Raw genomic sequence first — 25,799 nt, 5'->3', positions numbered from 1 at the left:
TGCGACGAACGGACTCGGTAGCTGCGGAAAACCTACTTGACCGCAAGCGGCCATTAACGGAACATAAAGGGAACGAGTAGAGTCTAGCCCTTATGTCCGCCGCCCTTAATTCCCTCGCGCCCAGCATAGCGCATCTGCGGACGATCGCCACTCCCGCGACCGACTACCGTGTCATGCCGTTCGGCGTCGGGGCTATCGACGCCCGTCTCGGGGCAGGGGGGTTACGCGCTGGCGCACTGCATGAGGCAGCGGCCCAAAGCGCAGCTTTAGTCGACGATGCCGCCACCACGCTTTTCCTGGCCGGCATTGCTGCGCGTGAGTCGCTCGGTACGGGTGCGCCGGTACTGTGGGCGAGCTGTAGGACAAACCTCTATGCGCCCGCGCTGGAGCAAGCGGGTCTGCCGTCAGCCAACGTCATCTTTGCGCAGCCGCGTGATGATGCGGCATTGCTGGCGGTCGTTGAAGACGCGGTGCGCGACGGCACGCCGTGCGCGATCGTCGCGGAGGCAAGCAAGGTCTCGATGGTGGCAACACGGCGTCTGCAACTCGTTGCTGCTGACGCCGATATTCCCGTTCTCCTGTTGCGCCGCCCTCGCGGCCTCAGCCAGGATGTTCTGGCTGAGCCATCGGCTGCGTGGACCCGCTGGCGGATCGGTGCAGCACCATCCGAGCGTCTCGACGTTGCGGGCGTTGGGCGCGCGCGCTGGGCTGTGGAGTGTGTTCGTCAGCGCGGCGGTGAGGGCTTTTCCATGATTGTGGAGGGCAGCGATGAGACGGGTCGTCTCGCTGTTCCTGCCGAGCTTGGCCGTGGAGCGGCTGAGACGGTTGGAACGGTCCGCTCCGCGGCAGCCTGAACGGCCTGTCCTCGAGCTGCCGGTAGACGACGACCCCGGTGCATGTTCGGTGCCGCGGGGCGGCGGGTGGCGCCCCGGCGCGCGCTGGCGCGCGAGGGTATGCGTCGCGTGGCGACGTAGAGGCGCAGATCGCCAGCCTGCCGGCGCACGCGCAGCCGCCCATGCGCGAGCTGGGTCGGCGTTCGGAGGCTGCCAGTCATCCGTACAAGGTTTCGACACCAGCGCCGCGCATCCCCGGGCCAGTTGCCGCGCCGCTAGATCAGGCGCCTTTGGCGCTGATCGGCAAGGTCGGGCGGCGTGAAGAGGTGGTAGCTGCCTGTGAGGGTGCGCGCGCGCTTGGCGTGCATCCGGGCATGGCAGCGACCCATGCGCGCGCGCTCGTGTCCGATCTCGACTTCCGGCCGGCGGAGCCGGAGGCGGATGCCGCCCTCCTGGATCGTCTTGCATTGTTCGCAGTGCGTCGCTGGTCGCCCATTGCCGCAGTCAGCCCCAGCGATGGCCTATGGATCGACGTTGCCGGATGCGCTCATCTGCATGGCGGCGAGGAGAAATTTTGCAAAAGGCTTCTGGCTTTCTGCCGACGCGCCGGCTTCACCGCGCGGATCGCAGTCGCCGATACCGCAGGTGCCGCGCACGCGCTCGCCCGGTTCGGCCGAGGCGAGCTGATCCGCGTTGAGCCCGGCGCTACGGCGAGTGCAATTGCGGCGCTGCCGGTCGTCGCGCTGCGCCTCGCCCCATCGGCGATCAGTGCCGCAAAGCGCTTTGGGTTCGAGACTGTTGCGGATCTGCTGCCGGTAGCGCGCGGACCGCTCGCGCGCCGGCTTGGCCTTCCGGCGATCACGCGCCTGGACCAGGCGCTTGGCGCGGTCGCCGAGCCGATCACCCCGCGCGAGGATGCCGAGGTCCCGATCGTCGAGCGTCGGCTGCTGGAGCCGATCGGCACGGCCGAGGCGATTGAGCAGGTGATGGGCGACCTGCTGACCGATCTTGCGGAGGTTCTGCAGGCGCGGGGACTAGGCGCGCGGGCACTCCGTCTAACCGGTTTGCGCGTCGACGGTACTGAGCAGGTGGTGGGCGTTGGCACGTCGCGCCCTACGCGCGAGGTATCGCACCTCCTCCGCCTTCTGAAGCTGAGGATCGAGCGGATCGACCCCGGCATGGGGCTTGAGCAATTCTGGCTCGTTGCCACACATACCGAGCCGCTTGATGCGGTCGACCTTGGCGCGGTCCTCGCTGGCGAGACGCTCGTGCGAGACCCGGCACGCTTGGTCGACGTCATCGCCGGCAGGATCGGCGGCTATGCCGTCTACCGGCTTGCGCCCGTCGAGAGCCATGTGCCGGAACGGGCCGTCACCCGCTCCGACCCGGTGGAAATGCCAGGATCATGGCCGGCTTGGAAGCGTCCGATCCGCCTGTTTCCGCAGCCAGAGCCATTGGCTCGCGTCATGGCACTGATGCCGGATCAGCCGCCACGTCGCTTCGAATGGCGAGGCACGATGTACAAGATCGTCGCCGGTGATGGTCCTGAGCGCGTTCACGGCGAGTGGTGGCGGCGCGACGCCGAGGTCTGGGCGGTCCGCGACTATTACCGTGTCGAGGATGAAGCTGGAGGGCGGTACTGGGTTTTCAGGCGGGGTGACGGGTTCGAGGACGAGACCGGAGACCTTTCCTGGTGGATGCACGGGGTCTTCGGATGACCCACTATGTCGAGCTGCAGGTGCTCACCCACTTCTCGCTCCTGCGCGGCGCGTCGTCACCGGAGGAGCTGTTCGCAGCCGCGGCGCTGCTCGGCTATCCGGCGATCGGCGTAAGCGACATCGGCACGGTGGGAGGTGTCGTGCGTGCGTGGGAAGCGCAGAAGGCGACTGGCGTCCGGTCGATCGCGGGCACCCGCGTCGATCTGTCGTGCGGCCGGCGCTTGTTGCTCTATCCGACTGACGCCCTGCCTGGTCGAGGATCACGCGGCTGCTCACCGTCGGCAAGAAGCGGGCAGGCAAGGCGGGTGCCTCCTCCACTGGCACGACCTGGAGCCGTGGTCCGAAGGTGTCGTTGCCATCCTGCTGCCGCACGAGGCGGACGAGGAGAACGTCGCCGCGCTGAAGGACCTGAAGGCTATCTACGGGCGTCGCGGCTATATGGCCCTGTTCCAGCGGCGCGGCCGGGGGACGCGGTCCGCATCGATGCGCTGGCGCGACAGGCGGGCGGGGCAGGGGTCCGTGCCGTCGTGACCGGTGACGTGCTCTACCATGCGCCAGAGGCACGGCTGCTGCAGGACGTCGTGACTGCGGTGCGCGAGAAATGCACCGTCGATGAGCTCGGCTATCGCCGCGAGGTCAACGCGGACCGGGCGCTCAAATCGCCGGACGAGATGGTCCGGCGATTCCGCGCTTATCCGGACGCGCTTCAGGCGAGCGTCGATATCGCCCGCATCTGCACCTTCGACCTTGGCGAGTTGGCCTATCAATACCCGCATGAGCGCCTCATTGAGGGGTTGTCAGCGCAGGAGGCCTTGGAGAAGCTGGCGACCGAAGCGGTCGAGCGCATGTTCGATGGCGAGGTGCCGGAGGCGTACACCAACCAGATCGCGCATGAGATGCGGCTGATCGGCGAACTCGGCTACGCACCCTATTTCTTGACCGTGTACGCGATCGTGCGCGAAGCGCGGAGGCGGGGGATCCTTTGCCAGGGCCGAGGCTCCGCAGCCAATTCCTGCGTGTGCTTCGTGCTCGGTGTGACCTCGATCGATCCGATCAAGCACGAGTTGCTCTTCGAGCGCTTCGTGTCGGGCGAGCGGCGCGAGCCGCCCGACATCGACGTCGACTTCGAGCATGAGCGGCGTGAGGAGATCATCCAGTGGATCTACGAGACCTACGGGCGGACCCGCGCTGCGCTGACGGCGGTCGTGACACGCTATCGTGCACGCGGCGCGGTGCGCGACGTCGGCAAGGCCCTTGGCCTGCCTGAGGACCTGACGTCCTCACTGGCCGGGCTGGTCTGGGGATGGTCTGCCGAAGGCGTCGGCGAGAAACAGGTCGAGGAGCTCAACCTCGACATCGCCGATCGCCGGCTGCGTCTCACGCTCGACCTCGCGCGCAAGCTGATCGGTGTGCCGCGCCATATGTCGCAGCACCCCGGCGGCTTTGTGCTGACCCATGACCGTCTCGATGATCTCGTTCCGATCGAGCCGGCCGCGATGGAGGATCGGCAGATCATCGAATGGGACAAGGACGACATCGATAGTCTCAAGTTCATGAAGGTCGATGTCCTGGGCCTGGGGATGCTCGGCTGTATGAACCGCGCCTTCAACATGTTGGAGGCCGACAAGGGTCTGCACGTCGAGCTGAAGGACCTGCAGGACGACGATCCTGATGTGTACGCCATGATCCAGAAGGCGGACACGCTGGGCACCTTCCAGATCGAGAGCCGCGCCCAAATGAGCATGTTGCCGCGCATGAAGCCGCGGCGCTTCTACGATCTTGTCATCCAGGTCGCGATCGTGCGCCCCGGCCCGATCCAGGGCGACATGGTGCATCCCTATCTTCGCCGGCGCGAAGGTTTGGAGAAGCCGGAATATCCGCGTCCGGAGCTGCGCGCGGTGCTCGAGAAGACGCTCGGCGTGCCGCTCTTTCAGGAGCAGGCGATGAAGGTCGCGATTGTCGGCGCGGGGTTCACGCCGACCGAGGCGGACCAGCTTCGCCGGGCCATGGCGACCTTCAAGTTCACCGGTGGGGTCAGCCACTTCAGCGAAAAGCTGATCGAGGGCATGGTCGAGCGCGGTTATCCGCGTGAGTTTGCCGAGCGCACCTTCCGTCAGCTCGAGGGCTTCGGCTCCTACGGCTTCCCGGAGAGCCATGCGGCGAGCTTCGCGAAGATCTCCTATGCTTCGTCGTGGATGAAGCACCATCATCCCGACGTGTTCTGCGCCGCGCTCATGAATGCGCAGCCGATGGGATTTTACGCCCCCGCCCAGATCGTGCGAGACGCGCGCGAACACGGCGTCGAGGTGCGACCGCCCTGCGTCAACGCGAGCCGGTGGGATTGTACGCTGGAGCGGACCGGTGGGCGTTATCTGGCGGTTCGGCTTGGCCTGCGGGTCATCCGCGGGCTCTCGAACGCCGAGGGCGCCAAGATCGTCGCGGCGCGTAGCACCACCGCTTACGAAAGCGTCGAGGACGTGTGGCGACGTTCCGGTGCGCAGCGCGCCGCGATCGAGAAACTGGCGGACGGCGACGCCTTCCATAGTTTTGGCGCCGATCGCCGGCAGGGCCTCTGGAAGGTGAGGGGGCTCGGCGAGGCCCCGCTACCGCTCTTTGCCGCGGCCGATCGCGCGGACGAGGTGCATAGCGCGGAGGGGCTGGAGCCCGAGGTGCAGCTTCGCTCGCTTACCGACGGCCGCGAGGTGATCGAGGACTATCGCAACCTACAGCTATCGCTCCGCGCTCATCCGCTGACGTTCGTCCGTGACGAGCTGAGGCGCCGTGGCGTCACGAAGTGCGCGGATCTCGCCAGCGTTCGCGACGGGCGGCACGTCGAGGTCGCCGGTATCATCCTTGTGCGGCAGAAGCCCGGTTCGGCGAAGGGCGTGCTGTTCATCACGATCGAGGATGAAAGCGGCATCGCCAACGGAATCCTGTGGCCTGACCGTTTCGAGGCACAGCGCCGCACCATCATGTCAGCCTCCATGATCGGCATGAAAGGGCGGGTGCAGAAGGAAGGGGAGGTAATCCATGTCATTTGCGACCGGATCATCGACCACGGCGACCTGCTGCACCGTGTCGGTGACATGTCGTTCCCGCACCGGACGGGCCGTGGCGATGCCGCCCAGCATCCGGGATCGCCTGACCGGGGTGACAAGGGGTGGAGCCCTGAGCCGCGTAATTGTTACTGGCCCCCTCATGCGGAGGGTGCCGATCCTGAGGACGTCGTGCGCTTCAAGTCGCACGACTTTCACTGAGCCGTGTCGAGCTTGCCTCGGCACCAGCGCGTGGTGATCGCGCTGTCAGTGCACATCTTGCGGTCCGGCGTCGCCCGCTGCTCGGAAACGACGGTTGATGGCATGGAGGTGCGGCTCGCCTTGCGCTGCTTGTTGCCGCACTGCCCCGAGCGTTGGCCGCTGGAATTGTATTGGGACGCCGCGTCGCAAACCAATGAGATTGGCCGCGCTCAGGGCGTTACCGCTGCTTTCAACGGGATCGTCCGTCAGCTTCGTAAAGCGGGGCGGTATGAAGATGTCTCGCCTCTGTGAGCAAGCGACCGACGATCCAGGCGCCCTACACAACGCTCGCCGAATGGGCGGCGGATCGTGCTGACATGCGGATTATGTGCGTCTGTGGTCGCACCATGAATATGCCGGCGGCTAGGATCCTTGAACGCTTTCGTGGCGATGGGGAGGTAGCGTCCAAGATAATCCGGCTCCGCTGCCGTGGCTGCGGTCGCCGTGGACATGCGTCGGTGTCGTCCGTCCCCATCGTCAAACGCTAGTCGTTTAGGCGTCGCCGACGGTCAGCGCGGACCTTCCACCGTCCGCCTTGCCGGCCAGGCCGGGAACCTCGTCGAGCTGGCGTAGATCGGTGAATTTGCCACGCTCATCGCGGTAACGGACAATCTCGAAGCCATGACCTTTGAGCTCGGGCACTGCGTCGAGTTCCGCTGCGGTAGCGGTGTTTACGTTCACGAGGGATGCGTCGCTCATGTTCAACCTTTCGTTGGGCGGTGATGAAACCGGCGACGCCCGGTTGCGGTCCAAAGTCGCGATGGCTGAGGACGTTGAAGCGGTTAGATTGCGTCATGGCTAACCATGATGCTCCTGCAAGCGCAGACGATATTCGCGACTTGCTCGTTCATCTCCTGACCGGCGTCACCGACAAACCGGAGGAACATTGGAGGAAGCTCGTCGGAGAAGTGACGGCACTGCCAATCGTCTTTCATCCCCGATCGAATTGGAGGATCGATCCGACGGGAAAGGCGTCGGATATAGAGGTGATCGAGAAGGCTGCGGCGGTGGTGCGAGAGGCGCATCCTTACGTGCCGTCCCCAACTTCGCTTGGGTGAATGCGGGGCGGCCGAAGCCGCCCCGGTTGGTTCAGCCGGGCTTGTCCCGTTTCGCCTTGGCGGCCTGAACCAAAGCTACGATCTCAGGCTCAGCGAACAGCTCGCCCCGGTCGATGATCTGCAGTCCTGGACCCTCCAGCACGTCGCGGATGCGATCTTGAACGATCTGATCGAGTTCGGCGGTGAGCGCGTCGACGTCATATTGCCCGGCGAATGGGTCTGGTTTGGGCCAGTTGGTTTGAGCGGCGAAGTTCGCCTTCTCGGTGAGCGCATCCTTCAGCGACTTGATCGCGGCGCTGCCCAAGGCGCGCTCAAAAGCGAGTTGAGCGAAGAGGCGGTGCGACATAACAATCTCCTTCATGCCATCATTGGCGGCATGGCCAAGAGGTGCAGCGATGCCGGGTCAGAGGACCGCGAAGCGGCCGCGTGAGCGGGGCGCGGAGGAGCCGATTTGCGCAGCAAATTGGAGGGGCCGCGCATCCTTGAGGCGGCAGGAGCCGGACCTCATGCTAGGCCTGCAGTAGGTGGGTAATACACCTGTGTTGTTGTCACGTCAGGGATCGTCACCCGAAGCGTGCGCCGTTGTGGCGCGGAGAAGAAAGGAGTGTTCGAATGAACTGAGCTTATTGGCATAGCTCATGCCTGACCGACTTACCGGTGCCGGTGATGAACCGGCTGAGATTCCGAAAGGGAAACGGGACCATAGCATGTCGGGGTATGGATCGAAGCCGGGCGCCGCAGCCCGGCGGTTGACCAGCAGGCAAGGTGCGCATGGTGAAGACTGGATTGTCTGAATCCCAGTTTCCAACGACCATCAGGTGGGTGACGGTGAACGCGGCTGACACACCGTCCCGAGCGGAGCGAGGAGCACGGCCCTGCGAATCGCTGCCAGTCCGCACGGCGTGGCCCCGGTAAGGGGATCAAGGAAACGAACGGGGCACCTAAACGCGCCGCGACTCCTCGCCCGCGCAACTGCGGGATCGCCTAAACAGGACGGCTTGTCCGGACCTGCATGGCGACGGAGCCGTCATAGTAGTCGAACGCCCGGCGTAATGGCCGGGACAGCCGCCGAGAGGCGGACGGAACAGTGGTATAAGCGGGAGCGATCCTCGTCGAAATCCGCTGCTTCCGGGTGAAGGACGGCAGTTCTGTGTAACTTGATGGATCAACGGAAAGGGACTGCTGATGCAGACCGCTACTATCCTGAGACGGATCGAGAAGCTTCCGGCCCTGTCGCGGGCGGGCAAGCGGATCAATGGTCTCCACCGCCTCATGCGGTCCCGCTGCTTGTATGAGCGGGCTTATGACAGGGTGTCCCGGAATCGGGGTGCCATGACGCCGGGAGTAGACGGCCAGACCTTCGACGGCATGACGCTGGCGAGGCTGGATCGTCTGGTCCAAAGCGTGACGGAAAGCCGTTACCGCCCTCGTCCGGTGCGGCGGGTCTATATCCCCAAGGGCAATGGTAAAATGCGCCCATTGGGCATCCCAACGGCGGATGATCGCATCGTTCAGGAGGCGGCGAGAATGATCCTCGCGGCAATCTATGAGCCTGTGTTCTCGCAACACAGTCATGGGTTCCGCGCGGGTCGCTCCTGCCACACGGCTCTCGAAGAGATCCGCAACACCTGGACGGGCGTGAAATGGCTGATCGAAGTGGATGTTCGCGGGTTCTTCGACAACATCGACCATGACATCCTGCTCGGCCTCTTGGCTCGCAGGATCGATGATCCTCTGTTCATCGATCTGATCGGGACAATGCTCAAGGCAGGGTGCGTGGACGACTGGAAGTTCGAGCGGACCTACAGCGGCACGCCACAGGGCGGGGTCATCTCGCCCCTGCTCGCCAACATCTATCTTCATGAACTCGATCTGTTCATGGAGGAGATGCGGGCGGGCTTCGACAAGGGCGTCAAACGGCGGGCCAACCCCGCTTATGTTGCTCACTCCCGCCAGATCGCCGTACTCCGCAAGGAGATCGATGCAATCCGCGCCGATGGTGCGGACAGGTCTGAGGTGCGCGTCCGGTTGGCGCGGATCGAAGCCGTCAAGCAGGATCGACATAAATTATCGTCCGTCGATCCTATGGACCCTGACTTCCGCCGCCTGCGCTATTGCCGCTACGCCGACGACTTCCTTGTCGGTGTGATCGGCAGCAAGGCGGATGCCGTCCGGATCATGGCCGATATACAGCGCTTCCTTGCTGATCGGCTTAATCTGGCGGTGTCACCGGAAAAAGACCGGGGTTCGCGATGCGTCGAAGGGATCGCCGTTCCTCGGCTTCCATGTATGCGCCTTCACGTTGCGCTCTGCCGGAACAATGGCGGGGCGTCCGAAGGTCGGCGGTGGGACGCGACGCGTCCTTCGTCGGCCAACGCGGGGGAATATCAAGCTGTGGGTGCCACGGGAGCGGGTCTATGCGTTCTGCAGGCGCAAGAAGCTTGGCAACCTCGACATGAGGAACGGCCGGGTGCGTCCGCAACTCATGGAATCCAGTGTGGCGGAGATCATCGTCGCCTATAACTCGGAGTTCCGCGGCTTCGCGAGTTACTATGCGATCGCCGATGGCGTGAAAGCGTCGCTCGACAAGCTCGAACTGGTGGTTCTCAGGAGCCTCTTGGCGACTGTGGCCTGCCGGCGAGGCTCGACGAGACGGCAGGCCGAGGATTATCTGAAAATGGGGACGGATCATGGCGTGACAACCGTGGTCCGTGGCGCGTCGCGCGTCCATAAGGTATGGAAACTGAAGCATCTGGTCGTGAAGGCGTGGGACAATCCCATCGTCGATACCATCACGGTCGGCTCGCGCATCGCGCAGAGTCCGAACGATCTGGTCACCCGCCTCAATGCCGAGGAATGCGAAGCATGTGGCGGGACCGCTGGTCCGTTCGAGATGCATCATCCCCATCGCCTCAAAGACAAACGGCGTGACCAACTAACGCCGTGGGTGCGATCGGCGCGACGGCGCAGGACCATCGTCCTGTGTCGGAAATGCCATGTCGCTCATCATGGCGGCCGGATGCCGAGCGGAATGGAGAGCCGTGTGCATTGAAAGGTGCAAGCACGGTTCGGGGGGAGGCGCTGGGGCGTCCTCGAAAGAGGCGTCTCGCGTCTACCCTACCGAGACCCGCAGGGGCTCGGTGGAGCGCAAGCGGAGTAGAGCTCGGCCCCGCCCCATAAGGGCGGGGAGACGCCCCTCGCTGGCTCGGCTCTACCAAGCCCGCCAGTTCATTTTTGTGAGCCATGGGTCGACTGCCAGCTCGCCCTCGTCATTGTCGCTACCTGGCACCATCATGATTTTCTTGCCCGATGGGTGCGTTAGGAACACCGGGTTGTAGGAGCCACCTTCCGGGCGATCCCAATAGCGGTGGGTCTGGACCAGCAGATAGCCGCGATAGGGTCCGGTACGCATGACGCGCAACGCCCAACCGGGGCAGATCGATCGAACCGCGTTTAGCTTCAGATCGAATTGATGAACGTAGCTGGAGTTCGGCGATGCGTCCGAGCTGTTGAAGTAGACATAGCCGCCATCGAGGGAAAACAATGGCTTTGAGAGGTTGGCGAGGTTGCGGGCATAATCGCCATCCCATTTGGATACGAGCAGCCGACGTTTGAGGTTGCTCTTGGTGCTGTAGAGAACCAGCGCCTCCGCGCCCGAGCCATTCTCATCCCCCGCGCCGTTGGGAACGATCGAGACCGTGTACAGTCCGTCCGGCGATTTGGACGTATCCTGCGCCTGCGCCGATGCAGGAAGGCTCGCCGCAAGCAATGCGATCAGAACGAGTGTCTTCATGGTGCTCCCCAGTCGAACCCATCATTCAGAACGTCGGGGAAGTTTCAATCCACGTTCGGCTGAAACGATCGCGAAGGGGGGGGGTAAATGTCACCGCGAGACACGGTTTGGCGAAATCGCCGCGCCCTTCACGGCCGCAACCTCGGTCCGTTGGCAAGCGGGGGCATGGAAAAGGGGGGGGTAAATGTCACTGGCATGAGACATGCCGAGAGCGGGGCGGCTGCGCCGCCCCGTCGCCTCATTCTTCCCAGAGCGGCTTGAGCTTGCGGGTCCGCTTGCGAGCGGGCCGGGGTGCCGCGGGCATACCGTGCGCTTCGATTTCTGCCTGAATGCTGGCCAGTTCCGCGAGCCAAACCTGGGTGCGTGCGGTCTGAATATGCATGTGAACCTCCTGTTCGTTTACGACAGGGGCGGGCTGACGAGCCGAATGGGCCGGGGTCAGGGACCGCGTAAGCGGCCGCGTAGCGGGGCACGGAGGAACCGATTTGCGCAGCAAATTGGAGGGGCCGTGCATCCTTGACGCCGGTCCATTCGGCTTGTCACGATGAATGGCCGTCGACGACAGAGCCTTCCAACGGTGGTGGGACAGGCGAACGTTGCAGCAAGCGTCCACGCCATCCTCTGTTCGTGCTTTCGCGCGGAAAACGGTGCGGTTTCCCGCACCGCCCTCCGCGTCGGTCAATGAGTCTGAACGGTTTGCGATTGGAGGATCGCATTCGTCAGCTCGTCACTGTCGATCTCGCCGGCAATGTATTGGGCATTCAGCCGTTCGATCTCGTCGGTGAGGATGCCGCCTTCGTGGCGGACACAGCCGCGGGCGAAGTCGACCTCGCGCTGGCGAGAGTGACGATCGAAGGCGGCAGGCTGAACAAGTGCGTTGGCTCGGGCAGGCATCGGTGGATCCTTTCAGGGCTTGGAGCGAGCCCCGGCGGCTCGCGCCGGGGCGGCATCGGTCATCGTTCGTCGACGCGCATGATGGTCAGGACGCGGACGGTGAGGAAGGGATCGCTCGGATCCTCGGCGCCTGCGGACAGGTCGAGGTTGTAATAATCGATCTTCCAGTAGCAGTCGGTCCCCTCGAACTCGAACCGGCCCATGTCACGCTCGCCGTGCGGGTCGATCGAGGCGTCGAACGCGTCGTAGGCACGCACCATACGCAGCAGCTCGGCGCGCTTGCGGAAGTTGCGGAACAGGCTGACGTCGCCGATCAGCTCGGCCACCCCTTGCGTCATCATGATGCGGTTGCGGCCGGGGGCGTGGATGTTGTCGCGAAGCCAATCGTTGAGGCAGGCGATTGCAGATGCGCCACCCTTGGCGCGGTCGGGTTGAGGCGTGTGCTCGGCCATGATGGTCTCCATCCCTGGACCCCGACGATCGGGGCCTTTCGACAGGCGACAGGACGGCCGGTGCATAGATCGCGCGTGCACCCGTAGGGTCGAAACGAGTGGAGAAGCCCGCCCCGCGGGCTTGCTCGCGCGAGCGCACCGGCCAGGACCTCGGAGCCCGAAATGCCCTCGCGACCGTCGCATAGTAGGAGACCCCTAAGACCAATGCACATGCTGGACGATCGCGCGATCGGGGGTTATCGTATGCCCATGCAAGATGCCGCCAACATCGTCACCCTGTGGCCCCGCTGGATGGAGAGCGCGGGCGAGATGTTGCGCATGAACGCTCTGGTTCGCACCCGCTGCTCGGGCTGCGGAACCCTGATGCGCGTGGATCTACACGACATCGTCGCCCGGCACGGACCGGGCTACTCGCTGGTCGACAAGCTGGAGCGCTGCCGGATGGTCGAGTGCATCAGCTCAACCTTCTATCTGGCCTCGCGGACCTACGGGGGGACGTGGACGACGTTGCTACGCGATCCTGGCCTCGTCGCTTCGTTTGAGGCTTTGCCGCCTGTCAGAACGGCGCGGGGGTGACAGCAAGGCCGTCTTGAAGCGGTAAGGATTGAAGCGTATATCGGTCGGGCTACGATGTTCTATGTCTGTAGATCATCCCCTGAGCGAGCGTTCCAGCGTTCGGGGCTCAAACTTTGTAAGGACGCCCCGGCGTTCCAGCGCCGGGGGTCCCCAACTCGGCCTAGTGGCGCGACAGCTCGATGATTTTCACCACCAAGCCGAGGATCGCGACGACGAGCGTCGCGACGCCGAGTACCAGTGCTACGATTGTTGCGGTGTCTATAGATATCACCTCCCTTGACCGCCCGGGTTGGGCGACCGCGGATCGGATAGGCGCTCTGGCGGTGACAGACTAGCTTTTCGCTGCGGAGCTGGTGCGGCCTGGTTCGCGGTGAGCAAAAAAGGGGGCCGGAGCCCCCTCCGCCTCAGTGCCGCAGGATCGAGACTAGCGTTCCGATCGCGGTCAGGGCCACGATGGTAAAGCCGATGATGCTGATGACCCAGGTTTGGGTTTTCATGTGCGTCTCGAGAGACCTTTGCAGGCCGTCGATCTTCTCCTGAAGCGGCTTTGTCGCGTCTCCAACCATCCCGTCGATATACTCCTCGATGCTGGCTACCACCAGCTTTGCCTGTTCGTCGCTTACGTTGATGCCTTTGAGTGTTTGATACAGGTCTACTTGCATAGGGTTCTCCCGTTGTTGCACGAATTTGTGCGGGAGCTCCCGGACATGGGCTTCGAGCGATCGGGTCAGGGACCGCGAAGCGGCCGCGGAGCGGGGCACGGAGGAACCGATTTGCGCAGCAAATTGGAGGGGCCGTGCATCCTTGAGGCGAGCGCGTACCCATGTCACACTTGGACGACACGAATGAGCAGTCCTCCCACGGTGCCGCAGCCGCGCGACGCGCGGGGCCTGGGCGGGCTCGATGCCCGCCTTGGCCCTCTCTTGGCGCCGATAGGCGCGGGGGCCGCGAGGCCCCCAACCGGTCAGGCGAACGGGTCAAACTCCTGGACGACGGTGAGCGAGCTGTCGTGATCTTCAGCGGTGATGACGGCGTATTGGGTGCCGACCGAGATAATCATGGTGGCGACCATGAGGGTGCGTGCGAGGCTGAGGGCGTTCTTGCGGGCGATCCAGATATCGTTGAACATGACCGAGGCTCCTGTGAAGCCGACGGGGTTCATCCCCGCTCGACAGGCGCCCGACAGGACGGAGAGGGGCCGCGATCACTTTTTTTCCGCGCGCGGAAAAAAGCCGTAGCGAAGCGCCCGGACCCCTTGTGGGTTGATCGTATAAGGACCCGACCCGGCCCAAGGATTGCGCCTCAAAGAGCGGGGTGAAGCACGACGGCCGGAGCCTCGCTGCGCAACATTGGACTGCCCGATGCGCCACCCTCGCGGGTCTGCTGGACGCTTGCCTATCCCGCCGCCCCACTCCGCGTCTCCGGCGATCGGCAGAGTTGCTGGGCCCACGGATGGCTGGTGTCGCTTGGCTGGTTTGGAAACATCTTGCCGCTTTTCGGAAAGAAGTTTCCTGCGCGCGTCCGCGACCGTCAGTTGATCGTCACCCGAATGGGCGTGCGCCGTTGTGGCGCGGAGAAGAAAGGAGTGTTCGAATGAACTGAGCTTATTGGCATAGCTCATGCCTGACCGACTTACCGGTGCCGGTGATGAACCGGCTGAGATTCCGAAAGGGAAACGGGACCATAGCATGTCGGGGTATGGATCGAAGCCGGGCGCCGCAGCCCGGCGGTTGACCAGCAGGCAAGGTGCGCATGGTGAAGACTGGATTGTCTGAATCCCAGTTTCCAACGACCATCAGGTGGGTGACGGTGAACGCGGCTGACACACCGTCCCGAGCGGAGCGAGGAGCACGGCCCTGCGAATCGCTGCCAGTCCGCACGGCGTGGCCCCGGTAAGGGGATCAAGGAAACGAACGGGGCACCTAAACGCGCCGCGACTCCTCGCCCGCGCAACTGCGGGATCGCCTAAACAGGACGGCTTGTCCGGACCTGCATGGCGACGGAGCCGTCATAGTAGTCGAACGCCCGGCGTAATGGCCGGGACAGCCGCCGAGAGGCGGACGGAACAGTGGTATAAGCGGGAGCGATCCTCGTCGAAATCCGCTGCTTCCGGGTGAAGGACGGCAGTTCTGTGTAACTTGATGGATCAACGGAAAGGGACTGCTGATGCAGACCGCTACTATCCTGAGACGGATCGAGAAGCTTCCGGCCCTGTCGCGGGCGGGCAAGCGGATCAATGGTCTCCACCGCCTCATGCGGTCCCGCTGCTTGTATGAGCGGCTTATGACAGGGTGTCCCGGAATCGGGGTGCCATGACGCCGGGAGTAGACGGCCAGACCTTCGACGGCATGACGCTGGCGAGGCTGGATCGTCTGGTCCAAAGCGTGACGGAAAGCCGTTACCGCCCTCGTCCGGTGCGGCGGGTCTATATCCCCAAGGGCAATGGTAAAATGCGCCCATTGGGCATCCCAACGGCGGATGATCGCATCGTTCAGGAGGCGGCGAGAATGATCCTCGCGGCAATCTATGAGCCTGTGTTCTCGCAACACAGTCATGGGTTCCGCGCGGGTCGCTCCTGCCACACGGCTCTCGAAGAGATCCGCAACACCTGGACGGGCGTGAAATGGCTGATCGAAGTGGATGTTCGCGGGTTCTTCGACAACATCGACCATGACATCCTGCTCGGCCTCTTGGCTCGCAGGATCGATGATCCTCTGTTCATCGATCTGATCGGGACAATGCTCAAGGCAGGGTGCGTGGACGACTGGAAGTTCGAGCGGACCTACAGCGGCACGCCACAGGGCGGGGTCATCTCGCCCCTGCTCGCCAACATCTATCTTCATGAACTCGATCTGTTCATGGAGGAGATGCGGGCGGGCTTCGACAAGGGCGTCAAACGGCGGGCCAACCCCGCTTATGTTGCTCACTCCCGCCAGATCGCCGTACTCCGCAAGGAGATCGATGCAATCCGCGCCGATGGTGCGGACAGGTCTGAGGTGCGCGTCCGGTTGGCGCGGATCGAAGCCGTCAAGCAGGATCGACATAAATTATCGTCCGTCGATCCTATGGACCCTGACTTCCGCCGCCTGCGCTATTGCCGCTACGCCGACGACTTCCTTGTCGGTGTGATCGGCAGCAAGGCGGATGCCGTCCGGATCATGGCCGATATACAGCGCTTCCTTGCTGATCGGCTTAATCTGGCGGTGTCACCGGAAAAGACCGGGGTTCGCGATGCGTCGAAGGGATCGCCGTTCCTCGGCTTCCATGTATGCGCCTTCACGTTGCGCTCTGCCGGAACAATGGCGGGGCGTCCGAAGGTCGGCGGTGGGACGCGACGCGTCCTTCGTCGGCCAACGCGGGGGGAATATCAAGCTGTGGGTGCCACGGGGAGCGGGTCTATGCGTTCTGCAGGCGCAAGAAGCTTGGCAACCTCGACATGAGGAACGGCCGGGTGCGTCCGCAACTCATGGAATCCAGTGTGGCGGAGATCATCGTCGCCTATAACTCGGAGTTCCGCGGCTTCGCGAGTTACTATGCGATCGCCGATGGCGTGAAAGCGTCGCTCGACAAGCTCGAACTGGTGGTTCTCAGGAGCCTCTTGGCGACTGTGGCCTGCCGGCGAGGCTCGACGAGACGGCAGGCCGAGGATTATCTGAAAATGGGGACGGATCATGGCGTGACAACCGTGGTCCGTGGCGCGTCGCGCGTCCATAAGGTATGGAAACTGAAGCATCTGGTCGTGAAGGCGTGGGACAATCCCATCGTCGATACCATCACGGTCGGCTCGCGCATCGCGCAGAGTCCGAACGATCTGGTCACCCGCCTCAATGCCGAGGAATGCGAAGCATGTGGCGGGACCGCTGGTCCGTTCGAGATGCATCATCCCCATCGCCTCAAAGACAAACGGCGTGACCAACTAACGCCGTGGGTGCGATCGGCGCGACGGCGCAGGACCATCGTCCTGTGTCGGAAATGCCATGTCGCTCATCATGGCGGCCGGATGCCGAGCGGAATGGAGAGCCGTGTGCATTGAAAGGTGCAAGCACGGTTCGGGGGGAGGCGCTGGGGCGTCCTCGAAAGAGGCGTCTCGCGTCTACCCTACCGAGACCGGTACGGGCTCGGTGGAGCGCAAGCGGAATAGAGCAACGGTCCCGGCGTAGCCGGGAGACGCCAGACATTCCTCGGAGACCTTTTCCTCAGCCGGGAATTGTACCTCGATGCCTCTCTCAACCGACCCCTACGCCCTCGTGGTGGACGATGATCCACTGATCCAGATGGACGCCTGCGACATCCTCCAAGATGCTGGCTTCCGTTGCTATTACGGGGGGACCGGCCAGGAAGCTGTCGATCTTCTCCAAGATCATGCTGGGAATGTCACGCTGCTGTTTTCAGACGTCGACATGCCGGGCGACATGAATGGATTCGCCTTGGCCCGGCACGTCGACCAGCACTGGCCCCACATCGAGATCGTGATCGCGAGTGGGCGGGTGAAGCCCGAAGAGGGTGACATGCCCGACAAAGCGACATTCATCGGCAAGCCGTTCAACGCGCGCATGGTTCATGACCACCTCCGCGAAAAGCTGCCTGACGGCAAAAAGCCGGAGCCGCTCAAGCACGCGGTCTAGGTGAACGTGAGAAGAGGCCCGGAGCCTTGGCTCCGGGCCGTTCTGGCCTCTAATCAGAAGGGGACGTCATCATCCAGGTCGTCGTGGTTCTGCGTCGGACCCTGCTGCTGGCGCGACTTGCCGTAGGAGAGGAAGGTCACTTCGTCGGCGATGATCTCGACGCCGTAGCGCTCGATGTTCTCGCTGTCGGTCCAGCGGGTGTAGTGGATGCGGCCCCGGACCATGACCTTCTGGCCCTTCTCGACATACTGGGCGACGGTCTTGCCGACGCCGTTGAAGCAGGTGATGCGGTGCCATTCGGTGTCCTCGACCCGGCGACCGTCGCCATCCTTCATGGTCTTGCCGTCGCTGTCGCGCTTGGGGCGCGAGGTGGCGAGGCTGAACTGGGTGATCTTCGTGCCGCCCTGGGTGGTGCGGACTTCGGGCGTGGCGCCGACGTTGCCGGCGAGGATGACGAGGTTCTGCATTTCGAGGTTCCTTTTTTTGCTCGCCGGGGGGTTCGTCCCCTCGACTGAACACCAAAAAGACGGCCAGGACGGCCTCTCCACCGGAGCGCGAAGACGCGGAGGGGAACCCCGATCAAAGGGGTGGTGCGGGCAGCCGCGTAGCGGCAACTCGGCCCGAATGATCGCGGGTTGGAGGGCTGGACGGCCGGATTAGGTCGTTCAGGAAAGAGAGGGGATGGACCCCCACGGGCGGGCAATGGACATGGAACCGTATGCAGGACGCCTGTGTCACGTCACTCGCCCGGCAGTGTCGTTGTGCCTCGATCTCGCTACCCGGGGCGGCTCTGACACCCTGCCTCGCTGGTGCATCCGCCCAGCGCCAGTGACCAACTTGAAGGATGCCGCTTGCGGCGTGGACCTTGGTGCCGCCTTTGCTAACACGGCGCGCGCGCGTCGTGCATGTCAAGATGATGAAGGCCGGTTCGTGCTCCGGAGACCCACCAGCGGGACGGCAGGAACTCGGCGCGGCTGTCGTGATGCCGACAACGCATTCCCCCTTCGGCCTAGCGCGGCGAAGCTGGCGCGCAGACCAACGCGGTGAGGTGGCGCTCGCCCCGTCCCAGAGGCACACGGCAAGGGGCAGACTCCGGCCTCGCCCCACGGAACTGCTCCGCGCGTCAGATCTGATGCGGGCGCGGTAGCGCCCCGAATATCAGGTGCGACCCGCCCTGCAGGGGCGGGTGTCTTTAGCCCTGCCGATGCCGGCGTTCGCGCTCGATGCGCAGTGCGTCGACCAGGGCGATGTCCCGATGGGTCTGGATGAGGTAGTCGAGCCGGTCAGCCGGCAATCGACGTGGATCCAATGCCGGACCCTTGGTCCGCGGCGCATCGCGCCCGAGACCGAGCAGGGTTCGACGATTGGTCGCTTCAACGATCAGCGTGCCGAGCTCGCGCGCGACCATACCCGTTCGAGGCCGTGGAGATCGCCCGTCGGATAGCGGGCGGCCGATAACCGGATGACAAGCCGGGCAATCGCGGCGACGTCGCGCGATGCGCGGATGCGCTCGCGCGTGAGCTGGCGCGCGGTCGCCTCGAAGCGGTGGTAGAGCGGCGTGCGCGGACGCATGATCGCCGACTGGCGGTCGAGTTCGCGGTGCCAGGCCGCGAGGCCGCACCACGGCGGGACCGCCATGCCGTAGGCAGGCGCGGTCGCAGTCGGCAGGTCGAACAATTCGAGCTGCTGCGCGCGCGCGGGCGCAGTCGGCGCCGCAAGGCGCCGTGCGAAGGTGCTGGCCATGTCAGCCTCCGTCAGGAGAGGGGGAAGAGGTCGAGTTGGGCGGCGCGCAAGGCGCGCTCACGCCCTTCTGCGATCTTGGCCGCAAGCCATGCCTTCTGCTGGCCGATCCCCATGCCGAGCATCGGGATGGTGGCCCGATCGCCGGCGAAGGCGAGCAGCGGCTCGCGGTAGAGCCGTCCGGCGAGGAAGACGATCGGGCCGGCGTGGTGCGGCCCGATGGCGCGGCGTAGTTGCCGTGTCGTCTTCTCGCCCCACAGACGCCGCTCTGCGGCCGTCAGGTCGCGGAGTGTAGCGTCATAAGGGGCGAGGCGCTGCGTGGGTTTCACGAGGCCGTGAGCGGCCGAGAGGATGAACCAGCGCTCGCCGGTTTCCTCGACATAGGTCCGCGCCTTGCGGAACCAGTCCGAGCGGTAGAGGTCGGCCGCGCGTGCGCGCCGATCGAGTTTCTGCGAAACGCAGGCGATCAGATACACGCACGGCGTCGCGTCGACTGCGCTCGTCACGGGTCTATCAGACCCGGGCGGCGCGGGCGTGCCGGCTCACCAAGTCGATCGACGGTGAGCTGCCGGTGTAGCGTCGCCGGCAGATCGGGGATGTGGCGACGCGCGACCGCGATCAGCGGGTCGGGCTGTGGGGCTTCGCCGTAGAAACCCCCGAGCCAGATCGCCGGCGACGCGTCCTCGTCATCGATGTCGCCGGTCCAGATCTGGAGGAAGAAGGTCGCGAGCGGGGCATCCCATCCGATCGAGACACGGGCCGTGTCGTTCTTGTAGTCGTGACGGCTCATGACACGTCCCCTTGCGATGGGCGTTTGGCGATCGGCGCAAGGCGCTTCTCGGCTTCGTCGAGGGTTGCCTTGCTCAGGGCGGCCACCCGGCTCGGGCCTTGACGGTTCCTGATGTGTCGAAGGCTGGCACCGTTCGGCTCGATGTCATCCTTTCCGAACAAGTAGAGGTCAAGCAACTTGCTTCGCCAGCGGCGTCCTTTGCGGCGTCGAAAATCGACAAGGGTGCGCAGCTCCTCGTCGGTCCAGTCCGGCATCGGGACGCGGACGGGTCTGGAATAATCGGTCATGGTCGGCATCCTCAATCGGAGTTGGAGCCCGTGGCTCTGAGGTAGCGGAGGAAGTCCCGGCTCCAGGTGTGCGGGACCGGCTTTGGCGGCCGTTCGTGCGTCACGGTCGGACCATCGAAGAGATCGGGCTGACGCCCGATCACGAGGGGCTGGATGACGTGGCGCGGGTGCCGGATGCAGTCGCGAGCCATCAGGCCGCGACCAATTCCGGATAATGGGCGCGGAGGTTCGCGATCGCCTGTTCGCCGTCGGGGGTATGGGGGGCGCATGATGCTGATCGCGGAGCGGATCGCGGCAGCAAGATCCGCGTGGTGGATCACCGGGGATGTGCTGTCGGGATACTCGACCGGAGCGGTGAAGCCGGCGTGAAACCAGCGGCCGAGCCCTTCATCTGCGAGCATGGCGTAAGCGGCGTGGGCTTCGTCCGTAGGATCGAAGCGCAGCGCGAGTTCGGTGTAGCGCCCGAAATCGTGGGTCGAGGTATCGCGCGCGAAGGCGGCGCCTTCAGGCGGCGGGCCGTAGCGCGCGATCAGCGCGGCCTGGTAGCAGTCGACTTCGAGGCGGTTTAGCCGTTGGAAGTCGGGCGTCCGTCCGAGCTGAGCGCAATCCTCCTCTGCCGGGCTGGCGCCGATGGTCAGGGTCTCGGTCATGGTACTGGCTCCGTGCGGACCGGGAATCGGCCGCTTACCAGCGCTCGGCGCATCCTCTCCTCTGTTCGGGCTCGAGATCGCGCAGCTCGGCCAGTTCGACCTTGGCCGTTCGCTCGCCTCCGATCGGATCGAAGAACACGTAGCAATGGTCTTGGAAGGGAGCGGCGCACAGCCGCCAGACGACGCCATATCGGCCGAGGTATCGTTGGATCCCGAAGGCCGGATCGACGGCACCGGGCGCGTCGACCAAGCGAACACGCTGGCTGACGCGCAGCCAGTTGGCGGCTTTGGCGACGATCTCGGCCCTTTCGTTGGGCGTCTGGTGTGCGGGGCGATCGGGGCGTGGCGGACCGAAGGTCGCGAAGCGGTCGCCGGCGATGCGTTCGAGTTTTTCCTCGATCGTCTCATCGGGTGTGCGATCCCACGATGGCGCGGGCCGGTGCCGGTGGTAGCGGGTGACTGGCTTGGCGGTGAAGAGGTCGGGCTGATAGCCGATGATGCGACGGCGCTCCTGTTCGGCCAGGTATTCTCGTCGCACAACGATCCTCGTCGGTAAGCGGGCGGGCGGAGTCGGGGGCGCCCGGACGATAGCCATCAATTCGGCGAACTCCTCCTCGGAGATGTTGGCGATGCGCTTGTTGAAGATCACGGTCGGGATTCCACGTTGCTGAGGCCCAACAGAAATGGGTCGCACGATGCCTCGATGTCGTCGGGCGTCAGGTCCTCGCGAGCGAACAGCTCGCGATCGGACATGACCGCACGCGGAGCGGCGGGATTGCCCGTCACCACGATATGGAAGGTATCGCCATCGGCCGTCGCCCGGCGCAGCGCAAAGCGCCAGCAATGGGCGGCGGTCTGGAACGGATTCGGGCGTGACATGGGGTGCGCTCCTTGGCGGGTTGATATCGATACGCCCCTTCCGGGGCGGTGTGCGGCGCGCCGGAACGGCGAGCCGCCATCGGCGAGGCCGCTGGCGTACCAGCGGCCGAGCCGAGCTCAGGCGACCTTGCGGTCGCGCTGAGCGTTCTGTGCTGCGGGTGGGGTGCCGAGCGGACCACGGCGATCCACCACGCGGATGCCTGCCTTCTTCGCGTCGATCACCAGACGCTCGGTCACGCCATTGCCCTGGAAGGCGATGACGTAGCGGGGCTTCAGCGAGAGCATCAGCTCGTTGCGACGGAAGCCGGCCCGGTCCCCGAGCTTGCGGTCGAGACCGAAGCGGACTTGCTGCACACCGTGCTGTTCGGCCCACGATGCCGCGATGCGCTCGATCCCCTTCATGTCGCCGCCATGAACGAGATACATGTCGCCGACGCGTTCCCGAACCGCGTTGAGGGTGCGCAGCAGGTTGTCGCCAAACGCCTTCATGTCCTCATCGGTCCGGAAGGTCAGCCGCCCTCCGGCAAACACGACGGGTGTGCCCTGTGCCGTGTTGGCGTCGCGGACGCGCTCGCGGCGAGCCTGGAGGAATGCGCGGCCGTCAACGATCGCCGACGTGACCCCGAGCGAAATGCGGTTGCCGGTCGACGGGATCCAGGAACGGCCGGTCTCGCGGATGTAGTGCGCCGCTGCGGTGTCGCGCATCACCTCGTAGCAGGTGGCGGCTTCCTCGATCTTCTTGGCAAGGTCGATCTTGTCCTCGAGGTTGGAGGTGTTGATCTCCGAACCGTCCTGCTCGGCCAGGAGGAGCCTGATTTCGTCGGTGAGACGGTCGATCGTCGCGTGCTTCTTGGCCGCGGCCCGGTGGAAGAGATTGACCAGGCCCCAGCCCATTTCCTCGATGTCGCGCTCGAGCGACGTGTTCTGGAGGGTTGCGAACAGGTCGCTCCAGATCGCGGTAGTGGTCTGTTCAAGTGCATCGGTCGAGGGAGGGCACATGCCCGAGACATCTTCGGCGCGGGGTTCGAGGTGTCCCAGCTCCAGAGCGGAGAGTGCGGCAGCGAGGGAAGTGGTCATGGGGTCAAGCCCTTCATCTGATCGAGGCCGGCGGCCTATCCGCCGGATGCGCACCTCCTGGGCGGCCGAATAAGAGGCACCCGCACCGGAGCGTAGCGAAGGGAAACCTTAAAAACCGGGGTGGTGCGGGCAGCCGCGCAGCGGCAACTCGGCCCGGATTTTTACGGTTGCGGGAGCCTCGCGGCCGCCCATGTGCCGCATCTCTCTGGCGGAAGGCTGTCGGGCGTCAGGTGGCGTCGGGCGCAGCGGGATCATGCTTGCTGCCGCCTTCGGACCTGTCGGGCTCAACCCACACCTTGCGATGTCGTCGAGAATTGCCTGCCCCGTGTCGCACAGGCGTACCATCGCCGCTGGGGTGATCCTCAACCCTCCGTCGGCGCCGATTGCGTCGATCATGATGCGGAGCTGGTCCACCAGATCCTCGCTACGGGTCGCGGCATAGCCCGCACAGGCCGCCACATCAGAGAACAGGCCCGGGACGGGCAAGACAGAGGCATCGCCTCCATCGGGGACGAAGCGCCAAGGATCGACGCCGGCTCCTTCTGCGATTGCGCTGACATAAGTGGGATGCTCCGTGTCGAGGCTCTTCCACCCGTCGGTCGTATGTGACGCATCGATCGCAGAGCGGCAGGCGCTGACGACATCTTCCGCCTCGACCGTGATCTCCGCACGGTAATGGGCAGGGTATTCGCAGTGGACGGTGAAGGTCTTCATGGGGCCGGACTCCTGAAGGTTGGCAAAGTGGGAGACCCAAGCGGTTCGGGTCATTCGTACCGGGGACGCTCGGCCGGATAGGCGAGAGGGGGCCAGCCATCGTGGACGCGGGCCTCGAAGCGCCCAGCGGAGAGGACGCTGCTGATCGGCCGCGCGTGGTCGCCAGCGTTCCAGTCGCGATCGAGATGCGCCTGAACCTCGGCCGACATTCGCCGGGCACGATCTTCGTGACCGTCGGGGAAGGTGACGCCGAAGGCGGTCAGCGCCGGGTCGGTGCAGAGTTCGCCGGCATCGTACCACCAGCCCCCTTCTTCGGGACCGCCATAGAGCCGTTGCGTGAGGTAGACGGCGACGCTGTGCATGATCGGTTTCCTTCATCTGGGCGAGCACCAAGCTCCCCAAAGCCGAAAGCCTCCTTTCCTCCTACCGAGCGATCATGCGCCCGATCTCGAACACTGCAGCGTGGCGCGCATCAGTCACGGGCGCGGTATGTTCAAGGTTTGCGCCGTACCGGTAGGTGCGACCGTCGCATTCGATGAGGTCGAAGAGGTGGTCGAAATCCAGGACATTGTCCGGGATCAAGTGGCCAGCGCCGGCAAGAATACCAGCAGCGAGCGAGTGGTTGCCTCCGATCACGAAGCCGATGCGCCAAGGAAGCCATAGCTCGACACGGTGATTGGAGTCCTGCCGCCAGTCTCCCCCGTACATTTGTCGCTCTGCATCCGCTTGATCGATCTTCGCACGGCCGATGAAAGCCATCGCATCGATGAAACGGTCATGGCTCCACGGGCAGGGCAGAACACAATCGTGACCCAGATCGAGGGGAAAGTCGCTCGGCCGAAGTTCCCGAGGACGTCGACTGTCGCCATAAGCCAGATCCAGCACGCCTTCGAAGAAGAATGTGAAGCCAGAGATGTCTGCGGCTGCGTCCTGTCCACGTTCACCTACGGCGAGCAGTAATTCGGATTGCTCGGGCCTGAGTATCGCGGCGATAAGGTGGGGAAGGGCGGTCGGATTCTTAGTATGGAGGTCGCGCGCCGTCAGCATCAGCATGTCGAAGTGCGTGCGCGGATCATCGGCCCGCCCGGCGAGCCACCATGGCCGCGGCTTGTTTGAGCGCATCAGGCGGCGGATCCAGGACGGGCGTTTCATGAGACCACCTTATTGAACGAGCGCCGTTGCGGCGCGGTTGAAGTTTTCGAGCCAGTGACCCAGCGGGGTTCGTTCCTCGAGCGGAAGCACTGCCTGAGCGGCCTGGAATGCAATTAGTTCGGTTGGCGCGGTTTCGATGATGTGGTCGATCTCCGCCGGGGGCAGGAGGCCGCGTTCACGGATGAACTCGGTAATGCTGCCGGGGCGCGGGGTCGCGCCGCGACGGCCAAGGACCGGCTTACGCCAAAGGCCGTCGACGTTGCGGAGGCGCGGCTTGGCCCGTGCCTCCATCAGCACGATCACGCGCAGTTCTGAAATCGAAAGCTCCAGCACCTCGTCGGGCTTGATGCTGCCACAAAAGAAGCAGCTAGATTTGGGCGGGACGGGCAGGCGGGCGCGCGCAATGCGCGCCTCGCAGTCGGCGCGAGACCAACCCCATTCCCGCAAAGGATAGCGATAGGCGTAGCGAGGATCCTCGCATCCGATCGCGTGGTGATAACGCTGGGTGTCGCGTCCCGAGGCGTCATAGCCGATCAGCTTCACGACGCGGCCGCCTGCGTCCCAGCAGCGGCGCGCCGCCTCCCACTTGGCGGTCCACGCATCTTGCGGGGCCGCCTTCCATTTTTGTGAGCAGGACCCCCCACCAAAGACCACGGAGGGCAGGGTGGCGTTGGTGAGCATGTTCTCGGCGATGCCCGCATAGGGTGGCCAGTGTTTGAAGTTGCGGGGCTGGTAGCGGACGATTTCGGACGCGATGCCGCGCTCTGCCATCCAAGCCCGGAACAGCGGAATATACGCATAGGTCTGCGACTTCTCAGCGCCGGGATCCGCAAATAGAACCATGTCGATCGGCTCGCCGCGTTCGGCGAGTTCGACGATCATGGTCTGAGCGGAACCGATTAACGCCCTTTGCGGAAGCAGTTATACTGATCCGGCAATTCGAGTCGTTCCCATAAGGAGAATAGCGAATGTCGGCGTGACCGACAAATCAGCCCGTTTGCGTTCTGACGCAACGGTGCGGTTCGCCCGAAACCCGGCAGACCGGCCAGGCCGAAGATCGTGCACGGGTTGGTATCAGTCGATCAAGGCTGGCGATGCGCTGCCTTATGAGAGCCTGCTCGAGCGCGATGCGCTGTTACTTCTCGACTTCGATCCCGATGTTGCGCAGTTCGGGGTGCAACGGGAAACCTTCGTTTGGACGGATGCGGGCCGACAGCGGCGTTACACCCCCCGATATCCGGCTGGAGACGGTGGGCGGCGAGGTC

At 64.3% G+C, this 25,799-nt stretch carries 32 protein-coding genes and 1 pseudogene; 11 read left to right on the top strand and 22 right to left on the bottom strand.

Features of this window, described 5'->3' with window-relative positions; translation table 11 throughout:
• Window positions 1-92: 92 nt before the first annotated feature.
• From NW75_RS18455 to NW75_RS18440, 4 genes and pseudogenes are all read left to right on the top strand, one after another.
• Window positions 93-854, top strand: coding sequence for an ImuA family protein (locus NW75_RS18455; RefSeq protein ID WP_183949601.1), 762 nt, complete (start codon window positions 93-95; stop codon window positions 852-854).
• 161 nt (window positions 855-1,015) lie between these two features.
• Entirely contained in the window at window positions 1,016-2,551 is a 1,536-nt protein-coding gene (locus NW75_RS18450) for a Y-family DNA polymerase (RefSeq protein ID WP_167509726.1), read from the top strand.
• A pseudogene (locus tag NW75_RS18445) lies at window positions 2,548-5,808 on the top strand (error-prone DNA polymerase). Before NW75_RS18450 ends, NW75_RS18445 begins: the two are co-directional and overlap by 4 nt.
• Before the next feature lie 30 nt (window positions 5,809-5,838).
• Entirely contained in the window at window positions 5,839-6,099 is a 261-nt protein-coding gene (locus NW75_RS18440) for a hypothetical protein (protein ID WP_231565314.1), read from the top strand.
• Between the two features lie 240 nt (window positions 6,100-6,339).
• Here the strand turns inward: NW75_RS18440 and NW75_RS18435 are convergent, their stop codons facing one another.
• Window positions 6,340-6,546, bottom strand: coding sequence for a helix-hairpin-helix domain-containing protein (locus NW75_RS18435; protein ID WP_033966693.1), 207 nt, complete (start codon window positions 6,544-6,546; stop codon window positions 6,340-6,342).
• A 95-nt stretch (window positions 6,547-6,641) separates the two neighbouring features.
• Between NW75_RS18435 and NW75_RS24675 the strand changes: the two genes are divergently transcribed.
• Window positions 6,642-6,905 (top strand): hypothetical protein, encoded by a 264-nt coding sequence (locus tag NW75_RS24675; RefSeq protein ID WP_147035691.1) that lies wholly within the window; start codon window positions 6,642-6,644, stop codon window positions 6,903-6,905.
• A gap of 31 nt (window positions 6,906-6,936) precedes the next feature.
• On the opposite strand, the gene NW75_RS18430 is transcribed toward NW75_RS24675, so the two are convergent.
• Window positions 6,937-7,209: a hypothetical protein gene (locus tag NW75_RS18430; protein ID WP_231565313.1), complete on the bottom strand. Its 273-nt coding sequence runs from the start codon at window positions 7,207-7,209 to the stop codon at window positions 6,937-6,939.
• 1,028 nt (window positions 7,210-8,237) lie between these two features.
• On the opposite strand from NW75_RS18430, the gene NW75_RS26895 reads away from it, so the two are divergent.
• Together NW75_RS26895 and NW75_RS26890 are read left to right on the top strand one after the other, a co-directional pair.
• Window positions 8,238-9,428 carry a reverse transcriptase/maturase family protein gene (locus NW75_RS26895; RefSeq protein ID WP_231565312.1) on the top strand — a complete coding sequence of 397 codons (1,191 nt, stop codon included), beginning with the start codon at window positions 8,238-8,240 and terminating at the stop codon, window positions 9,426-9,428.
• Window positions 9,361-9,957 (top strand): HNH endonuclease, encoded by a 597-nt coding sequence (locus NW75_RS26890; protein WP_231565311.1) that lies wholly within the window; start codon window positions 9,361-9,363, stop codon window positions 9,955-9,957. The genes NW75_RS26895 and NW75_RS26890 overlap by 68 nt, the downstream gene beginning before the upstream one ends.
• Before the next feature lie 159 nt (window positions 9,958-10,116).
• Here NW75_RS26890 and NW75_RS18420 read toward each other — a convergent pair whose 3' ends face one another.
• The 4 genes from NW75_RS18420 to NW75_RS18410 form a co-directional block, all read right to left on the bottom strand.
• A complete protein-coding gene (locus NW75_RS18420) occupies window positions 10,117-10,698 on the bottom strand; it encodes a hypothetical protein (protein ID WP_033966689.1) in 582 nt (193 codons plus the stop codon).
• A 238-nt stretch (window positions 10,699-10,936) separates the two neighbouring features.
• Window positions 10,937-11,080, bottom strand: coding sequence for a hypothetical protein (locus tag NW75_RS24670; RefSeq protein ID WP_156143070.1), 144 nt, complete (start codon window positions 11,078-11,080; stop codon window positions 10,937-10,939).
• A gap of 296 nt (window positions 11,081-11,376) precedes the next feature.
• On the bottom strand, window positions 11,377-11,592 hold the full coding sequence (locus tag NW75_RS18415) for an antitoxin VbhA family protein (protein WP_033966687.1): 216 nt from the start codon (window positions 11,590-11,592) through the stop codon (window positions 11,377-11,379).
• Window positions 11,593-11,651: 59 nt separating this feature from the next.
• Window positions 11,652-12,044, bottom strand: a complete 393-nt coding sequence (locus tag NW75_RS18410) for a DUF3768 domain-containing protein (protein ID WP_033966715.1) — start codon at window positions 12,042-12,044, stop codon at window positions 11,652-11,654.
• A gap of 210 nt (window positions 12,045-12,254) precedes the next feature.
• Here NW75_RS18410 and NW75_RS18405 point away from each other — a divergent pair, with 210 nt between their 5' ends.
• Window positions 12,255-12,620, top strand: coding sequence for a hypothetical protein (locus tag NW75_RS18405; RefSeq protein ID WP_231565310.1), 366 nt, complete (start codon window positions 12,255-12,257; stop codon window positions 12,618-12,620).
• 404 nt (window positions 12,621-13,024) lie between these two features.
• Here NW75_RS18405 and NW75_RS18400 read toward each other — a convergent pair whose 3' ends face one another.
• Together NW75_RS18400 and NW75_RS25380 are read right to left on the bottom strand one after the other, a co-directional pair.
• Window positions 13,025-13,282, bottom strand: coding sequence for a hypothetical protein (locus NW75_RS18400; protein ID WP_147035692.1), 258 nt, complete (start codon window positions 13,280-13,282; stop codon window positions 13,025-13,027).
• 302 nt (window positions 13,283-13,584) lie between these two features.
• Window positions 13,585-13,749, bottom strand: coding sequence for a hypothetical protein (locus NW75_RS25380; protein ID WP_167509725.1), 165 nt, complete (start codon window positions 13,747-13,749; stop codon window positions 13,585-13,587).
• A gap of 1,183 nt (window positions 13,750-14,932) precedes the next feature.
• Between NW75_RS25380 and NW75_RS23190 the strand changes: the two genes are divergently transcribed.
• The 3 genes from NW75_RS23190 (at window position 14,933) to NW75_RS18380 (ending at window position 17,245) form a co-directional block, all read left to right on the top strand.
• The gene (locus tag NW75_RS23190) at window positions 14,933-16,060 is read left to right on the top strand and encodes a reverse transcriptase/maturase family protein (protein WP_231565309.1); all 1,128 of its coding nucleotides are present in this window, start codon (window positions 14,933-14,935) and stop codon (window positions 16,058-16,060) included.
• Between the two features lie 11 nt (window positions 16,061-16,071).
• Window positions 16,072-16,653, top strand: a complete 582-nt coding sequence (locus NW75_RS26885) for an HNH endonuclease (RefSeq protein WP_231565308.1) — start codon at window positions 16,072-16,074, stop codon at window positions 16,651-16,653.
• Between the two features lie 214 nt (window positions 16,654-16,867).
• Window positions 16,868-17,245: a response regulator gene (locus tag NW75_RS18380; RefSeq protein ID WP_231565307.1), complete on the top strand. Its 378-nt coding sequence runs from the start codon at window positions 16,868-16,870 to the stop codon at window positions 17,243-17,245.
• Window positions 17,246-17,298: 53 nt separating this feature from the next.
• On the opposite strand, the gene NW75_RS18375 is transcribed toward NW75_RS18380, so the two are convergent.
• The 14 genes from NW75_RS18375 to NW75_RS18310 form a co-directional block, all read right to left on the bottom strand.
• On the bottom strand, window positions 17,299-17,712 hold the full coding sequence (locus tag NW75_RS18375) for a single-stranded DNA-binding protein (protein WP_033966680.1): 414 nt from the start codon (window positions 17,710-17,712) through the stop codon (window positions 17,299-17,301).
• Between the two features lie 725 nt (window positions 17,713-18,437).
• Window positions 18,438-18,653: a hypothetical protein gene (locus NW75_RS18370; RefSeq protein WP_033966676.1), complete on the bottom strand. Its 216-nt coding sequence runs from the start codon at window positions 18,651-18,653 to the stop codon at window positions 18,438-18,440.
• Window positions 18,626-18,988, bottom strand: a complete 363-nt coding sequence (locus NW75_RS18365; protein WP_033966674.1) for a hypothetical protein — start codon at window positions 18,986-18,988, stop codon at window positions 18,626-18,628. The genes NW75_RS18370 and NW75_RS18365 overlap by 28 nt, the downstream gene beginning before the upstream one ends.
• An 11-nt stretch (window positions 18,989-18,999) precedes the next feature.
• Window positions 19,000-19,461 (bottom strand): DUF6884 domain-containing protein, encoded by a 462-nt coding sequence (locus tag NW75_RS18360; protein ID WP_231565306.1) that lies wholly within the window; start codon window positions 19,459-19,461, stop codon window positions 19,000-19,002.
• 26 nt (window positions 19,462-19,487) lie between these two features.
• A complete protein-coding gene (locus tag NW75_RS18355) occupies window positions 19,488-19,775 on the bottom strand; it encodes a hypothetical protein (RefSeq protein ID WP_033966671.1) in 288 nt (95 codons plus the stop codon).
• The gene (locus NW75_RS18350; RefSeq protein ID WP_147037398.1) at window positions 19,772-20,062 is read right to left on the bottom strand and encodes a hypothetical protein; all 291 of its coding nucleotides are present in this window, start codon (window positions 20,060-20,062) and stop codon (window positions 19,772-19,774) included. Before NW75_RS18350 ends, NW75_RS18355 begins: the two co-directional genes overlap by 4 nt.
• An 11-nt stretch (window positions 20,063-20,073) precedes the next feature.
• The gene (locus tag NW75_RS18345) at window positions 20,074-20,712 is read right to left on the bottom strand and encodes a hypothetical protein (RefSeq protein WP_081988824.1); all 639 of its coding nucleotides are present in this window, start codon (window positions 20,710-20,712) and stop codon (window positions 20,074-20,076) included.
• Between the two features lie 34 nt (window positions 20,713-20,746).
• Complete coding sequence (locus NW75_RS18340; protein WP_231565305.1) at window positions 20,747-21,250, bottom strand: hypothetical protein; 504 nt, start codon at window positions 21,248-21,250, stop codon at window positions 20,747-20,749.
• 107 nt (window positions 21,251-21,357) lie between these two features.
• Window positions 21,358-21,591, bottom strand: coding sequence for a hypothetical protein (locus NW75_RS18335; protein ID WP_033966667.1), 234 nt, complete (start codon window positions 21,589-21,591; stop codon window positions 21,358-21,360).
• Between the two features lie 117 nt (window positions 21,592-21,708).
• Window positions 21,709-22,668: a DUF2493 domain-containing protein gene (locus NW75_RS18330; RefSeq protein WP_033966666.1), complete on the bottom strand. Its 960-nt coding sequence runs from the start codon at window positions 22,666-22,668 to the stop codon at window positions 21,709-21,711.
• Window positions 22,669-22,776: 108 nt separating this feature from the next.
• Complete coding sequence (locus tag NW75_RS18325; RefSeq protein WP_156143069.1) at window positions 22,777-23,382, bottom strand: hypothetical protein; 606 nt, start codon at window positions 23,380-23,382, stop codon at window positions 22,777-22,779.
• A 50-nt stretch (window positions 23,383-23,432) separates the two neighbouring features.
• The gene (locus tag NW75_RS18320; RefSeq protein ID WP_033966664.1) at window positions 23,433-23,744 is read right to left on the bottom strand and encodes a hypothetical protein; all 312 of its coding nucleotides are present in this window, start codon (window positions 23,742-23,744) and stop codon (window positions 23,433-23,435) included.
• Window positions 23,745-23,805: 61 nt separating this feature from the next.
• On the bottom strand, window positions 23,806-24,534 hold the full coding sequence (locus NW75_RS18315) for a DUF6710 family protein (RefSeq protein ID WP_052192506.1): 729 nt from the start codon (window positions 24,532-24,534) through the stop codon (window positions 23,806-23,808).
• Window positions 24,535-24,543: 9 nt separating this feature from the next.
• A complete protein-coding gene (locus NW75_RS18310) occupies window positions 24,544-25,416 on the bottom strand; it encodes a hypothetical protein (RefSeq protein WP_033966662.1) in 873 nt (290 codons plus the stop codon).
• Window positions 25,417-25,799: the final 383 nt, after the last annotated feature.

The organism is Sphingomonas sp. Ant H11, assembly GCF_000797515.1.
Classification (GTDB): domain Bacteria; phylum Pseudomonadota; class Alphaproteobacteria; order Sphingomonadales; family Sphingomonadaceae; genus Sphingomonas.
This window is presented reverse-complemented; position numbering and strand designations above follow the sequence as displayed.

Bases quoted from the DNA above. Each gene is read 5' to 3' on its own strand.
- NW75_RS18455 (WP_183949601.1), top strand. From the start codon at position 93: ATGTCCGCCGCCCTTAATTCCCTCGCGCCCAGCATAGCGCATCTGCGG.
- NW75_RS18450 (WP_167509726.1), top strand. From the start codon at position 1,016: ATGCGCGAGCTGGGTCGGCGTTCGGAGGCTGCCAGTCATCCGTACAAG.
- NW75_RS18435 (WP_033966693.1), bottom strand. From the start codon at position 6,546: ATGAGCGACGCATCCCTCGTGAACGTAAACACCGCTACCGCAGCGGAA.
- NW75_RS24675 (WP_147035691.1), top strand. From the start codon at position 6,642: ATGGCTAACCATGATGCTCCTGCAAGCGCAGACGATATTCGCGACTTG.
- NW75_RS26895 (WP_231565312.1), top strand. From the start codon at position 8,238: ATGACGCCGGGAGTAGACGGCCAGACCTTCGACGGCATGACGCTGGCG.
- NW75_RS26890 (WP_231565311.1), top strand. From the start codon at position 9,361: ATGAGGAACGGCCGGGTGCGTCCGCAACTCATGGAATCCAGTGTGGCG.
- NW75_RS18420 (WP_033966689.1), bottom strand. From the start codon at position 10,698: ATGAAGACACTCGTTCTGATCGCATTGCTTGCGGCGAGCCTTCCTGCA.
- NW75_RS24670 (WP_156143070.1), bottom strand. From the start codon at position 11,080: ATGCATATTCAGACCGCACGCACCCAGGTTTGGCTCGCGGAACTGGCC.
- NW75_RS18415 (WP_033966687.1), bottom strand. From the start codon at position 11,592: ATGCCTGCCCGAGCCAACGCACTTGTTCAGCCTGCCGCCTTCGATCGT.
- NW75_RS18410 (WP_033966715.1), bottom strand. From the start codon at position 12,044: ATGGCCGAGCACACGCCTCAACCCGACCGCGCCAAGGGTGGCGCATCT.
- NW75_RS18405 (WP_231565310.1), top strand. From the start codon at position 12,255: ATGCTGGACGATCGCGCGATCGGGGGTTATCGTATGCCCATGCAAGAT.
- NW75_RS18400 (WP_147035692.1), bottom strand. From the start codon at position 13,282: ATGCAAGTAGACCTGTATCAAACACTCAAAGGCATCAACGTAAGCGAC.
- NW75_RS25380 (WP_167509725.1), bottom strand. From the start codon at position 13,749: ATGTTCAACGATATCTGGATCGCCCGCAAGAACGCCCTCAGCCTCGCA.
- NW75_RS23190 (WP_231565309.1), top strand. From the start codon at position 14,933: ATGACGCCGGGAGTAGACGGCCAGACCTTCGACGGCATGACGCTGGCG.
- NW75_RS18375 (WP_033966680.1), bottom strand. From the start codon at position 17,712: ATGCAGAACCTCGTCATCCTCGCCGGCAACGTCGGCGCCACGCCCGAA.
- NW75_RS18370 (WP_033966676.1), bottom strand. From the start codon at position 18,653: ATGGTCGCGCGCGAGCTCGGCACGCTGATCGTTGAAGCGACCAATCGT.
- NW75_RS18365 (WP_033966674.1), bottom strand. From the start codon at position 18,988: ATGGCCAGCACCTTCGCACGGCGCCTTGCGGCGCCGACTGCGCCCGCG.
- NW75_RS18355 (WP_033966671.1), bottom strand. From the start codon at position 19,775: ATGAGCCGTCACGACTACAAGAACGACACGGCCCGTGTCTCGATCGGA.
- NW75_RS18350 (WP_147037398.1), bottom strand. From the start codon at position 20,062: ATGACCGATTATTCCAGACCCGTCCGCGTCCCGATGCCGGACTGGACC.
- NW75_RS18345 (WP_081988824.1), bottom strand. From the start codon at position 20,712: ATGACCGAGACCCTGACCATCGGCGCCAGCCCGGCAGAGGAGGATTGC.
- NW75_RS18335 (WP_033966667.1), bottom strand. From the start codon at position 21,591: ATGTCACGCCCGAATCCGTTCCAGACCGCCGCCCATTGCTGGCGCTTT.
- NW75_RS18330 (WP_033966666.1), bottom strand. From the start codon at position 22,668: ATGACCACTTCCCTCGCTGCCGCACTCTCCGCTCTGGAGCTGGGACAC.
- NW75_RS18325 (WP_156143069.1), bottom strand. From the start codon at position 23,382: ATGAAGACCTTCACCGTCCACTGCGAATACCCTGCCCATTACCGTGCG.
- NW75_RS18320 (WP_033966664.1), bottom strand. From the start codon at position 23,744: ATGCACAGCGTCGCCGTCTACCTCACGCAACGGCTCTATGGCGGTCCC.
- NW75_RS18315 (WP_052192506.1), bottom strand. From the start codon at position 24,534: ATGAAACGCCCGTCCTGGATCCGCCGCCTGATGCGCTCAAACAAGCCG.
- NW75_RS18310 (WP_033966662.1), bottom strand. From the start codon at position 25,416: ATGATCGTCGAACTCGCCGAACGCGGCGAGCCGATCGACATGGTTCTA.